Below are 12293 nucleotides of genomic sequence, written 5' to 3'. Positions count from 1 at the left end.
TGGTGACCTGCATGGTCGGTCGCGATATCCAGGACATCTACGACTACCGCCCGCGCGAGCACGGCGAAGTGGCGCTCAAGGTAGACGGCCTGCTTGGCCCGGGCCTGCGCGAGCCGATCAGCTTTGAGGTGCGCAAGGGCGAGGTCCTTGGGCTGTTCGGGCTGGTGGGGGCAGGGCGCACCGAGCTGTTTCGCCTGCTCAGTGGCCTGGAGCGCGCCAGCGCCGGCAGCCTGCAGCTGTGCGGGCAAGCCCTGCAATTGCGCTCACCCCGCGACGCCATCGCCGCCGGTATCTTGCTGTGCCCGGAGGATCGCAAAAAGGAAGGCATCATCCCGCTGGGCAGCGTCGCTGAAAACATCAACATCAGTGCCCGGGATGCGCACTCCACCTTTGGCTGGCTGTTGCGCGACGGCTGGGAGAAAGCTAACGCCGACCGGCAGATCCAGGCGATGCGGGTCAAAACCCCGAACGCGGCGCAGAAGATCCTGTACCTCTCCGGCGGCAACCAGCAGAAAGCCATTCTTGGCCGCTGGCTGTCGATGCCGATGAAGGTCCTGCTGCTGGACGAGCCCACCCGCGGTATCGACATCGGCGCCAAGTCGGAGATTTACCAGATCATCCATAACCTGGCGGCCAGCGGCATTGCGGTGATCGTGGTGTCCAGCGACCTGATGGAGGTGATGGGTATTTCTGACCGCATCCTGGTGGTGAGCGAAGGCGCCCTGAGCGGTGAACTGCCCCGCGCCCAAGCGGATGAAGCGCGCCTGTTGCAACTGGCGCTCCCGCGTTCGCGGGCTTGAAGAAATGAGAGGGGTTGGCTATGTCTGAAGTTAAAACTGCAAAGGGTTTCTGGCCGGGGTTCAATCAGCGCAAGTTTCTCGACGACTGGGTGATGCTGCTGGCAGCGTTGAGCATCTTTGTACTCAGCGCGGTATTTATCGACAACTTCCTTTCGCCACTGAACATGCGCGGCCTGGGGCTGGCGATATCCACGGTGGGCATCGCCGCGTGCACCATGCTGTTCTGCCTGGCGTCGGGGCACTTCGACTTGTCAGTGGGGTCGGTGATCGCTTGTGCCGGGGTGGTGGCGGGCATCGTGATCCGTGACACCGACAGCGTAGTACTCGGCGTGTCGGCGGCACTGGCCATGGGGCTGGTGGTGGGGCTGATCAACGGCATCGTGATTGCCAAGCTGCGCATCAATGCGTTGATTGCCACCTTGGCGACCATGCAGATCGTGCGCGGCCTGGCGTACATCTTCTCCAACGGCAAGGCAGTGGGGGTGATGAATGAAGATTTCTTCGTATTCGGCAATGGCCAACTGATGGGCGTACCGGTGCCAATCATCATCACTGTGCTGTGTTTCGTGTTCTTCGGTTGGCTGCTCAATTACACCACCTATGGGCGCAACACCATGGCCATTGGTGGTAACCAGGAAGCCGCGCTGCTGGCCGGGGTGAATGTCGATCGCACCAAGATCATCATCTTTGCCGTGCACGGTTTGATCGGCGCATTGGCCGGGGTGATTCTCGCGTCGCGCATGACCTCGGGCCAGCCGATGATCGGCCAGGGTTTCGAGCTGACAGTGATCTCTGCGTGCGTGCTGGGCGGCGTATCGCTGAGCGGCGGCATCGGCATGATCCGCCATGTAATTGCCGGGGTGCTGATCCTGGCGATCATCGAGAACGCGATGAACCTGAAGAACATCGACACGTTTTACCAGTATGTGATCCGGGGTTCGATCCTGCTGCTGGCGGTCATCATCGACCGCATGAAGCAACGCTAATGTTCGCCCTGTGAAGATTAAACTGTGGGAGCTGGCTTGCCTGCGATAGCGGGCTGTCAGCCAGCCTATCTTTAACTGACCCACCGCCATCGCAGGCAAGCCAGCTCCCACCTTGGATCTCCTGTGTTCAGGAGGGCGGTATTTGCCATAATGCCGCTCGTTTTCGTACTACCACATAGGCCCGATATGCAGGAAAACGCCCACACCCCCGTCAAAGACGCCGCCCCCACCGGTACCCAAACCCTGTTGCGTGGCCTGGGCGTGGTGCACGCGGTGGCGGCTGGTGCGCGGGATCTGAAAGAGATTGCCCGGCGTATCGGCACTACCCGTAGCACTACCCACCGCCTGGCCAGTTGCCTGGTCGAGGAGCGTTACCTGCGCGTGGTGCCGCAGGTTGGTTACCTGCTGGGGCCAAAGTTGATAGAGCTGGGCTTCCAGGCCCGCGAAGAGCTACCGTTGGTAAGCCTGGCGGTACCCTATCTGGACGAGTTGTCGGCGCTCACCGGCGACACCATCCACCTGGCGATCCGTGAATACGACGATGTGCTTTACCTGCACAAGAACCCTGGCCGCAATGGCCCGGAAATGCGCTCGCGGGTCGGCCACCGTATGCCGCTGGCGCGCACCGGTATCGGCAAGGCGTTGTTGCTGGATGATTCGCCGCAGGAGTGGCAGCGCCTGTACCACGCCAGCTTGCCGGCGACGGGCAAAAGCCTGCAATGGCCGCAGCACCCGGAGCAATCCTGGGCGCAGTTCGAACAGCGCATGGGCGAGTATGTAGCGGGCGGGTATGCGTTCGACCTGGAAGACAACGAACCGTCGATTCGCTGTGTGGCCGCACCGGTGCGCGATGCCGGCGGGCGAATTGTCGCCGGCATCAGCATCGCCAGTACCGTGCCCTACATGCCGCTGGAGAAAATGGCCGAGCTGATCCCTGTGATCAAACAGGTCGCAGCCCGGCTGTCAGCGGAGTTGGGCGCCAAAGCCTGATCAGGCTTTGAGGCTCGCCATGTCGATAACGAAGCGGTACTTCACGTCACCGGCGATCATGCGGGTGTAAGCCTCGTTGATCTGGCGGATGTCGAGCATTTCGATGTCGCAGGTGATGTTGTGCTCGGCGCAGAAATCCAGGACTTCCTGGGTTTCGGCAATGCCGCCGATCAGCGAACCGGCCAGCACTTTACGGCCCAGCACCAGTTTCGCGGCGTTGACGGGCGGGTCTACCGGCTCGATCAGGCCGACCAGGATATGCACGCCGTCAAAGCGCAGTACATCGAGGTAGGGGTTCAGGTCGTGCTGTACCGGGATGGTATCGAGCAGGAAGTCGAAGTGCCCGGCAGCGGCCTTCATCTGCTCGGCATCGGTGGACACGATCACATGGTCGGCGCCCTGACGGCGGCCTTCCTCAGCCTTGCTCGCCGAGCGGGTGAACAGCGTCACCTCGGCGCCCATGGCCTTGGCGAACTTGATGCCCATATGGCCCAGGCCGCCCATGCCGAGAATGCCGACTTTGTCGCCGGCTTTCACGCCGTAGTGCTTGAGCGGCGAGTAGGTGGTGATGCCTGCGCACAGGATCGGCGCAGCGCTGGCCAGGTCGAGCTTGGCCGGGATCTTCACCACGAAGTGTTCGCTGACTACGATGCTGTCGGAGTAGCCGCCCATGGTGTTGCTGCCATCCACGCGGTCCGGGGTGGCGTAGGTCATGGTCGGGCCTTCGAGGCAGTATTGCTCAAGGTCTGACTGGCAGGCTTCGCAGTGGCGGCACGAATCCACCATGCAGCCCACGCCAACCAGATCACCGACTTTATGCGCGGTGACGTTGCCGCCGACGGCGGTGACCTTACCGACAATTTCATGGCCCGGCATCAGCGGGTACACGGCAATGCCCCACTCGTTGCGAGCCTGGTGGATATCGGAGTGGCACACGCCGCAGTAGAGGATCTCGATGGCCACGTCATCGACACGCGGGCTGCGGCGTTCAAACGACATAGGGGCGAGGGGAGTGGTGGCCGACTGGGCGGCATAACCGATGGCGGTGTACATGAAGAAACCTCGCAAAAAAGCAATGACAAGTGAGGCGAGCCATTCTGCGTACCGAGCGCACCGGCGGCCATGGCGATTGCTCCGAGTCTCATGCCTATTCGTCCGACACTGCCTCAAGTTTGGATGTATTGGTCGCCAGACCTGCGATGATGCTCTCATCCCTAATTCGCGAAGTTTTTTGCCATGTTGCTGACCCGCCATCTCGATGCCAATGCCACCCTGGTCGCCTTGATTGAGGGCCTTGCATCCCGCGACGGTTTTTCCCCGACTCATCTGCCCGGTGTAAAGGTATTGCGCGCCAGTTGCGATGTGGCGCGCGGGCCACAGATCTACGAGCCGAGCCTGATGTTCGTGGCCCAAGGCAGCAAAGTCGCGTACCTGGGCCCGCGTACCCTGGAGTATGGCGCCGGGCACTATCTGATCCAGGCGATGCCGGTGCCGTTCGAGTGCGAGACTTTTGCCATGGCGCCCGATGCGCCGCTGTATGGCGTGACGGTGGGCATCGACCGGGTGGTGTTGGGCGAGTTGGTGATTGCGATGGGTATGCAGGCCGGGCCGCCGCCTACGGCGCAGACGTTGGAGTCGATGAGTTCGGTGGTGCTCGATGACGTCATGCGTGGATGCGTCGAACGGCTGTTGCAGTGCCTGCACGATCCGCTGGAAAGCCGGATCATGGGCCCGGCGCGGGTGCGCGAATTGTTGTTCACCGCCTTGCGCGGGCCGCAGGCGGATGTGCTGCGTGCATTGGTGGAACAACAGGGGCAGTTTTCGCGCATCGCCACCTCATTGAATCACCTGCATGCCCATTATGCCGAACCGCTGAATATCGAGACGCTGGCCGGGTATGCGCACATGAGTGCGTCGACCTTTCATGAACATTTCAAGCGTTGCACCTTGTTGTCGCCGGTGCAGTACCTCAAGCGCCTGCGACTATTGAAGGCCCAACAGTTGCTGCTGGTGGAGGGCATGAGCGTGGCGCAGGCGGCGCACAGCGTGGGGTACCAGAGTACGTCGCAGTTCAGTCGCGAATATAAGCGTTACTTTTTGCGTAACCCTGGTGAAGAGCGAGCCGCCTGAGTCTGCCGGGTACGCCTGCCAGATAAGCCTTGCTTGCATGAAGATCGAATAGGGGGGCAATACCTGATAACTGTTTAAGCGCGGTGGCAACGGAACTGCTCTGGCTCGTAATGCACTCACGATTGCACCAGGCGAATTAGCGACTGGGACCAAGGAGGTAGTGCGCGTGAAAGTTCAGCCCCTCACTCATACGATGCTTATCAGCACTCAGCAATCCGTTTCTGCACTGCCTGCAAACCCTGTAACCGCAGGTGAGGTTAACGGTTCGGCAGGCATGAAAGTGAGTGTTGTCAACAACACGACAGTCGCCCCTGACCCGAGTCACGAACTTGATTTTTCCAAAGGTGTAATTTACGGCTCGCTCGATGTAACACCGCCTACCGCGAGGTATACGTTTGGCGAGCGTGAACGGCGAATCAATGCCTATGCTGGTCGCGTTGTTGCGCAGATACGGACTATGGAAACTGGCGACGAAGGCCAACGCAATATCAGATTCCAGCACCTGCGTCCGTTCTTGGAGCCTGCAGGTTATTTCAGCGGTGGATTGCTGGCGGCGGGGTACGACCCACATCAAAAAATCACGGTGACGTTCCAGTCTTACGTCAAGGAACTCAATGGTGTCTCGCATCTGACTAATCAGGATGAACGCACCTACTTGGCATGGCAAATTGCAGCCGGTGCGTTGAAGCACGATAAAGTGGCGCCGGGGGGCCAGTTGAACGCCCAAGGCATGCATATCAATGCGCAGGCCAAGGAAGTGATCAACGACCTTGAGGCCCTGGGCAGCGTACTTCAACGTCATTGGGAGCAAGAAATAGCCAAGCCGATGCGCGACCCTGAGGGCAAGCTAGCAGAGCGCTCGGGGAAAGCGGACGCCTATGTGCTCAAGGGGACATTGCAAGGTCTGCATGACGACAAGGCTACGTTCAGTCAGCTTACGCCGGCGGGCCAGAAAGCCATCATTCGTACACTTGAGGACAATGGAAACGTCGTTGTTCCAAATATATACGGTTACTCTCTGACCGGTTATGCCTTTGTTCCTTATGTCCATTATCACGGTGATTATGACCATCGACCTGATAAAGGCTTAATGGTCGATTTGAGACGCGGCACTGTCAGTGAATTGCACGGGGATGATGACTTTGCCAAATGGGCTGAAAGAAATCGTGCTCATGTGCAGAACAGTTTCAACGCCCGTGACCGGCAAGGCGGCAAAGACGCGCATTGGCCAAGGGCAGACTATGTTCTGGGGGCGCTTATTCACGGTAATAGCGCCACCTTCCCAGGCAGAAAAAATCTGCTTGCGGATAGGGCCGTACCCGTTCGGGAGACATTCAATTACACCCAATCGAGAGACAGCGATTATTACCTGAAGTTTGGCGATCTGAAGAGCGGCATTGCCTCTCACTTTCAGGCTGTTAACGCAAAAGACGCAAGGTGGGCCGACCAGACTGAGGTCTTTGGTGCGTCGCAGCAGAACTGGAAAGCCGCGAAAGAATTTTGGGGCAATACCTTCGGTTACCTGCCCATCATCGGTAACACCGGCAACATTGTCTTCGGGGTTCATGACGCCGTTGATGGCATGACGCAAAATGATCGAGTAGCCGGCGGTGCCGCAGCGGTGATCTCAGGTCTGCAACTGGCCCATGAAATTGCCATGGCGAAGGCAAATGTAGAGTTGGGAGAACCCTCGTTAACCAATAGCACTGCCGCCCAACACTACCGCTGGGAACTTGACTCACAGACAAACGACCTGCAATTGATGAGAGCGCCCAATGCTGGCGCTTCTTTTCCAGGTATGCGGGAAATCGAGTTAGGTGGCAGACCCTATTACGTCGCCAATGCCCCTGATGCCGGGGACGGCACGCATTACATTTTGCGTGTAGTCGATCCACATGACCCCGACCAGTTGGCCAGTAGCGCCATTGTTGCCAAGCCCGATGCTCAGGGTGTTTGGCGTCGAAGAGGAGTCACGGGCGGTGGGCTGGATGAACTTGAGGGACGATTGAAAGACCCCGTCGGGTTTGGCTCCCGTGCGATGGTGTATGCCGACCCGGACGATGCTGACTATGTGATCAAAGTAACGTTCCCTTTACCGGCTGCCAAGCGCATTGCCGATATGAAAAATGAGGTGGCGTTATTTAACCGATATTATGGAGAACAGCGTGCGACGTTCCTTGGCAGCAATGCTGCTGACACCGTTTCCTATATGCGTATGCCCAAAGTGCCGGGAGAATCGCTTGAGCAACTGATGGTCGGGGATAAAGCCTTGCCAGAGGGCTTATCAGCCAGCGTGTTGAATATGCTGGTCGAATTGGAAAACGCCGGCATTGCTCACAATGATTTGGCCGCAAGGAATATTCTTTACGACGCCAATACTCGCAAGTGTTATCCGGTGGATTTTGGTTCGGCGAAGACGGCAGGGGTTAACCTGGCACAGTCCGATGACCGCTACAGTATTTGGGAGCTGAGGGAACAGATTCAATCGGATAACCAATCTTTTGAAGAAATGGTCGAATTGTTGGAGTCGTTGAAAACCAATGCCGTCAGTTGAGCCGATCAGCAATTTTAGCCCCGCTGACAGCACGTCCACCGGCTGAATCGAAGAAGCCATTGATTCAGCCGGTGCAGCCTGATCGTAGAACCACTGGTCAAGCGGCCTTACATATTCGGGTAAGTCGGCCCGCCCGCACCTTCCGGCGTTACCCAGGTAATGTTCTGCGAAGGGTCCTTGATGTCACAGGTCTTGCAGTGCACGCAGTTCTGGGCGTTGATCTGGAAGCGCTTCTCGCCGTCCTCCTTGGTCACCACCTCATACACGCCGGCCGGGCAGTAGCGCTGCGCCGGTTCATCGTAGAGCGGCAGGTTGGTGCCGATCGGGATGCTCGGGTCTTTGAGCTTCAGGTGGCACGGCTGTTCTTCTTCATGGTTGGTACCGGAGATGAACACCGAGCTCAGTTTGTCGAAGCTCAGCTTGCCGTCGGGTTTGGGGTAGGCGATCTTCTGGCTGTCTTTGGCCAGCTTCAGGCAGGCGTAGTCCGGCTTGGTGTCGTGCAGGGTGAAAGGAATCTTGCCGCCGAAAATGTTCTGGTCGAGCCAGTTGAAACCGCCGCCGATGATCGCGCCGAACTTGTGCACGGCCGGGCCGAAATTGCGGCTGGCGAACAGTTCTTCGTACAGCCAGCTGGCTTTGAAGCTGTCGACATACGCGGTCAGTTCATCACCCCCTTCGGATTCGGCAAACAGGCGGTCGGCCACGGCGTCGGCGGCGAGCATGCCGGACTTCATGGCGGTGTGGCTGCCCTTGATCTTGGCGAAGTTCAGGGTGCCGAGGTCGCAACCGATCAGTGCACCGCCCTTGAAGACCATCTTTGGCAACGAGTTCAACCCGCCTTTGCAGATCGCGCGGGCGCCGTAGCTGACCCGCTTGCCGCCTTCCAGGTATTGGGCCAGCACCGGGTGGTGCTTGAGGCGCTGGAATTCATCGAAGGGCGAAAGGAAGGTATTGCTGTAGGACAGGTCGACGATCAGACCGACCACGACTTGATTGTTTTCCAGGTGATAGAGGAACGAGCCACCGGTGTTCTCGTTACCCATGATGTCCAGCGGCCAACCGGCGGTGTGCACCACCAGGCCTGGCTGGTGCTTGGCTGGATCGATTTCCCAGATTTCCTTGAGGCCGATGCCGTAGTGCTGGGCGTCGGCGTCGCTGTCCAGGTTGAAGCGCTGGATCAGTTGCTTGCCGATGTGTCCACGGCAACCCTCGGCGAACAGAGTGTATTTGCCACGCAGCTCCATACCTGGGGTGTACAGGCCGTCTTTGGGCTTGCCTTCGCGGTCGACGCCGAGGTCGCCAGTGATGATCCCGCGCACCACGCCGTTTTCATCGAACAGGGCTTCCTGGGCGGCGAAGCCTGGGTAGATTTCCACGCCCAGGTTTTCGGCCTGCTGGGCCAGCCAGCGGCACAGGTTGCCCAGGGAAATGATGTAGTTGCCTTCGTTGTGCATGGTCTTGGGCACAAAGAAGTCGGGAACCTTGGTGGAAGTATCGCCGCTGCGCAGTACATAGATGTCATCGCGCACCACCGGGGTGTTGAGCGGGGCGCCGAGCGCTTTCCAGTCCGGGAACAGTTCGTTCAGGGCGCGGGGTTCAAACACGGCACCGGAGAGGATGTGGGCGCCGACTTCGGAGCCTTTCTCGACCACGCAGACGCTGATTTCCTTACCGGCTTCGGCGGCCTTCTGCTTCAGTCGGCAGGCGGCAGACAGGCCAGCCGGGCCGGCGCCGACGATGACCACGTCGAATTCCATGTATTCGCGTTCCACAGGCTATCTCCTACTCAAGGCTCAACAGGCTTTTTTTTCTAATGGGTGGAGGTTCGGTAGCGTCATGCACAACGGCACGACCCACCTGTCTCTCTAGGTGGCGCATTATATATAGACCACTGGCAGCGTCCAATACAAACGTTTGTTTGAATTGCCCGCAGCCTAGGTAAATCAAAGCAACGGGGCTTATGACTGACCATTTTGCCGTATTGACCAGAATAGGCGTTCCGGTCAAGATACGGTCGGTTTCGCGCTTCCCGTAGGCAGACTGCAGGTTTCAAGAGCACGTCCAAAGGTAAGCTGGTGTGCAGTTTACACGCCGCGATAAAGAATGACCTCTCAGTCACCGCTGACGAACGGTCATCATTTTCCCGTGTGCAAGGCCACTGCCGAGGTCTTTGGAGGTGCCCTTGTGTGCCGATGAGCATCAACCGCCAGGTTCGCCTAGGCGACTTTCTTTTCACCGGAGAGTAACGAGGAATCCATGAAGGTTCTTGTAGCTGTCAAACGCGTTGTCGATTACAACGTGAAAGTTCGCGTCAAGGCGGACAATTCCGGCGTCGACCTTGCTAACGTCAAGATGTCGATGAACCCTTTCTGCGAAATCGCTGTGGAAGAAGCCGTACGCCTGAAAGAGAAAGGCGTTGCGACTGAAATCGTCGTGGTGTCCATCGGTCCGACCACTGCCCAAGAGCAGCTGCGTACCGCTCTGGCCCTGGGCGCCGACCGCGCCATTCTGGTGGAGTCCGCTGAAGAACTGACTTCCCTGGCCGTTGCCAAACTGCTCAAGGCCGTTGTCGACAAGGAACAGCCTCAGCTGGTGATCCTGGGCAAACAAGCCATCGACAGCGACAACAACCAGACTGGCCAGATGCTGGCTGCACTGACCGGTTACGGCCAGGGTACCTTTGCTTCGAAAGTCGAAGTGAGTGGCGACAGTGTTGCTGTCACCCGTGAAATCGACGGCGGCGCCCAGACGGTTTCCCTGAAACTGCCGGCCATCGTCACCACCGACCTGCGTTTGAACGAGCCGCGCTATGCGTCCCTGCCAAACATCATGAAAGCCAAGAAGAAGCCGCTTGAATCGGTGACTCCGGATGCTTTGGGCGTTTCCACCGCCTCCACCAACAAGACCATCAAAGTTGAAGCGCCGGCTGCACGCAGCGCGGGCATCAAGGTCAAGTCGGTGGCTGAACTGGTCGAGAAACTGAAAAACGAAGCGAAGGTGATCTGATCATGGCTATCCTCGTAATCGCTGAACACGACAACAAGGTGCTGGCCCCGGCCACCCTGAACACCGTGGCTGCCGCCGCTAAAATCGGTGGTGACATCCACGTACTGGTTGCAGGCCAAGGCGCTGGCGCCGTGGCTGAAGCGGCTGCAAAAATTGCAGGCGTGAGCAAAGTCCTGAACGCTGACAATGCCGCTTACGCACATCAGTTGCCGGAAAACGTGGCTCCTCTGGTTGCAGAGCTGGGCAAAAGCTACAGCCACATCCTGGCTGCCGCTACTTCCAACGGCAAAAACATCCTGCCACGCGTTGCCGCGCAGCTGGACGTTGACCAGATCTCCGAGATCATTTCGGTAGAAAGTGCTGACACCTTCAAGCGCCCGATCTATGCCGGTAACGCCATCGCTACCGTGCAGTCCAACGCCTCGGTCAAGGTCATCACCGTACGCGCCACCGGTTTCGACCCGGTTGCCGCCGAAGGTGGTTCAGCCGCCGTTGAAGCCGTCTCCGCTGCCCACGACGCGGGTACTTCCAGCTTTGTTGGCGAAGAGCTGGCCAAGTCGGACCGTCCTGAACTGACCGCCGCCAAGATCGTCGTTTCCGGCGGGCGTGGCATGCAGAATGGTGACAACTTCAAACACCTGTACGCCCTGGCCGACAAGCTGGGCGCTGCGGTCGGCGCTTCCCGCGCAGCCGTGGACGCAGGCTTTGTACCCAACGACATGCAGGTCGGCCAGACCGGCAAGATCGTTGCGCCACAGCTGTACATTGCCGTCGGTATTTCCGGTGCGATCCAGCACTTGGCCGGTATGAAAGACTCCAAGGTGATCGTTGCGATCAATAAGGACGAAGAAGCACCGATCTTCCAGGTGGCCGATTACGGCCTGGTGGCGGACTTGTTCGAAGCCGTACCAGAGCTTTCGAAGCTGGTCTAATCCAGCAGCTTCACTTATAAAGAGCCCGGTCTTATGACCGGGTTTTTTTTTACTTATCAGGAGAACCTTGCCATGGAGTTGCGCCCCTGGACTTTACTGCTGGGCCTCACGCTGCTGCCGAGCCTGTCATTCGCCGCCGGCAAATGCGAACGCCTGGTGATCACCGGCAGCCCGGACGCACCGCCCTTGCTGTGGCGCGACCCCCAGGACCCCACGCACCTTATCGGCGCTACCGCCGACGTGTTGCAACAAGTGGGCAAGGACCTTGGGTTGAAAATCGACCTGCTCTACGGCGGCAAACGCTCCCTGGCCTTGGATGAGGCGCGCAGCGGGCGCATGGATATTCTCGCTGATGCTCCACTGAATCTCGGTGAGCTGGACAACTTCGACTACATCCATCCGGCGTTGATGCAGACCGACTACCTGGTCTGGACGCGCAGGGAGTCGCCGCTGGCCTATACCACGGCGGCTGACCTGCACGGCCACAAGGGTGCGGTATCGGAGCGCGCCCGTTTGAGCGCTGAATTCGAAACCTTCGCCGGCCAACAGCTCAGCCTGCAACGCCTGCCGAATCTCACGCCGGCGTTCCAGAAACTGTTACTGGGGGAGGTGGACTACGTGCTGGCGGGACGCTATTCCGGCATGGCCATGGCCCAGACCTTGGGCATGAGTAACGACTTGGTTGCCCATGAGGTGCCTGTCGATCAGCCCGGGTTGTACCTGGCGATTTCCCATAACTCGGCGTGCAATGATCCTTGGCTGCGCGGACAGCTGACCAAAAAGATGACAGAATTGCCCGCGTCCGGTGTCGCGCAAGCCGCGCTGCAGCGCAATCTGGAGCGCTGGAAAGCGCAATTGCAACAACCCGTCGGCACCCCAACAAAGTAGGGATTTA

Annotated in this window: 10 protein-coding genes; 8 read left to right on the top strand and 2 right to left on the bottom strand. The window is 58.9% G+C overall.

Annotated elements, in window-relative coordinates; genetic code table 11:
• The 3 genes from E4O97_RS19735 to E4O97_RS19725 form a co-directional block, all read left to right on the top strand.
• The coding region (locus E4O97_RS19735; RefSeq protein WP_248162015.1) for an ATP-binding cassette domain-containing protein at positions 1-800 on the top strand (800 nt) is incomplete at its 5' end.
• A gap of 20 nt (positions 801-820) precedes the next feature.
• On the top strand, positions 821-1786 hold the full coding sequence (gene araH / locus E4O97_RS19730; RefSeq protein WP_005790489.1) for an L-arabinose ABC transporter permease AraH: 966 nt from the start codon (positions 821-823) through the stop codon (positions 1784-1786).
• A gap of 186 nt (positions 1787-1972) precedes the next feature.
• A complete protein-coding gene (locus tag E4O97_RS19725) occupies positions 1973-2776 on the top strand; it encodes an IclR family transcriptional regulator (protein ID WP_032879879.1) in 804 nt (267 codons plus the stop codon).
• Here the strand turns inward: E4O97_RS19725 and E4O97_RS19720 are convergent, their stop codons facing one another.
• Positions 2777-3829, bottom strand: a complete 1053-nt coding sequence (locus E4O97_RS19720) for an NAD(P)-dependent alcohol dehydrogenase (RefSeq protein WP_228308852.1) — start codon at positions 3827-3829, stop codon at positions 2777-2779.
• Positions 3830-4012: 183 nt separating this feature from the next.
• On the opposite strand from E4O97_RS19720, the gene E4O97_RS19715 reads away from it, so the two are divergent.
• Both E4O97_RS19715 and E4O97_RS19710 read left to right on the top strand, forming a co-directional pair.
• Positions 4013-4906: an AraC family transcriptional regulator gene (locus E4O97_RS19715; protein WP_005790482.1), complete on the top strand. Its 894-nt coding sequence runs from the start codon at positions 4013-4015 to the stop codon at positions 4904-4906.
• Between the two features lie 166 nt (positions 4907-5072).
• A complete protein-coding gene (locus E4O97_RS19710) occupies positions 5073-7460 on the top strand; it encodes a hypothetical protein (RefSeq protein ID WP_248162013.1) in 2388 nt (795 codons plus the stop codon).
• Between the two features lie 107 nt (positions 7461-7567).
• Here the strand turns inward: E4O97_RS19710 and E4O97_RS19705 are convergent, their stop codons facing one another.
• Positions 7568-9232 (bottom strand): electron transfer flavoprotein-ubiquinone oxidoreductase, encoded by a 1665-nt coding sequence (locus tag E4O97_RS19705; protein WP_032879883.1) that lies wholly within the window; start codon positions 9230-9232, stop codon positions 7568-7570.
• A 484-nt stretch (positions 9233-9716) separates the two neighbouring features.
• Between E4O97_RS19705 and E4O97_RS19700 the strand changes: the two genes are divergently transcribed.
• The 3 genes from E4O97_RS19700 to E4O97_RS19690 all read left to right on the top strand — a co-directional run bounded on the left by E4O97_RS19700 (position 9717) and on the right by E4O97_RS19690 (position 12286).
• Entirely contained in the window at positions 9717-10466 is a 750-nt protein-coding gene (locus E4O97_RS19700; protein ID WP_005790477.1) for an electron transfer flavoprotein subunit beta/FixA family protein, read from the top strand.
• A 2-nt stretch (positions 10467-10468) separates the two neighbouring features.
• Positions 10469-11398, top strand: coding sequence for an FAD-binding protein (locus E4O97_RS19695; RefSeq protein WP_032879884.1), 930 nt, complete (start codon positions 10469-10471; stop codon positions 11396-11398).
• A 72-nt stretch (positions 11399-11470) separates the two neighbouring features.
• Positions 11471-12286, top strand: coding sequence for a transporter substrate-binding domain-containing protein (locus tag E4O97_RS19690; RefSeq protein ID WP_078822107.1), 816 nt, complete (start codon positions 11471-11473; stop codon positions 12284-12286).
• Positions 12287-12293 lie beyond the last annotated feature (7 nt).

It is taken from the genome of Pseudomonas sp. W15Feb34 (assembly GCF_023127765.1).
Taxonomy (GTDB): Bacteria; Pseudomonadota; Gammaproteobacteria; order Pseudomonadales; family Pseudomonadaceae; genus Aquipseudomonas; species Aquipseudomonas synxantha_A.
This window is presented reverse-complemented; position numbering and strand designations above follow the sequence as displayed.

Bases quoted from the DNA above. Each gene is read 5' to 3' on its own strand.
- E4O97_RS19700 (WP_005790477.1), top strand. From the start codon at position 9,717: ATGAAGGTTCTTGTAGCTGTCAAACGCGTTGTCGATTACAACGTGAAA.
- E4O97_RS19690 (WP_078822107.1), top strand. From the start codon at position 11,471: ATGGAGTTGCGCCCCTGGACTTTACTGCTGGGCCTCACGCTGCTGCCG.
- araH (WP_005790489.1), top strand. From the start codon at position 821: ATGTCTGAAGTTAAAACTGCAAAGGGTTTCTGGCCGGGGTTCAATCAG.
- E4O97_RS19695 (WP_032879884.1), top strand. From the start codon at position 10,469: ATGGCTATCCTCGTAATCGCTGAACACGACAACAAGGTGCTGGCCCCG.
- E4O97_RS19725 (WP_032879879.1), top strand. From the start codon at position 1,973: ATGCAGGAAAACGCCCACACCCCCGTCAAAGACGCCGCCCCCACCGGT.
- E4O97_RS19715 (WP_005790482.1), top strand. From the start codon at position 4,013: ATGTTGCTGACCCGCCATCTCGATGCCAATGCCACCCTGGTCGCCTTG.
- E4O97_RS19720 (WP_228308852.1), bottom strand. From the start codon at position 3,829: ATGTACACCGCCATCGGTTATGCCGCCCAGTCGGCCACCACTCCCCTC.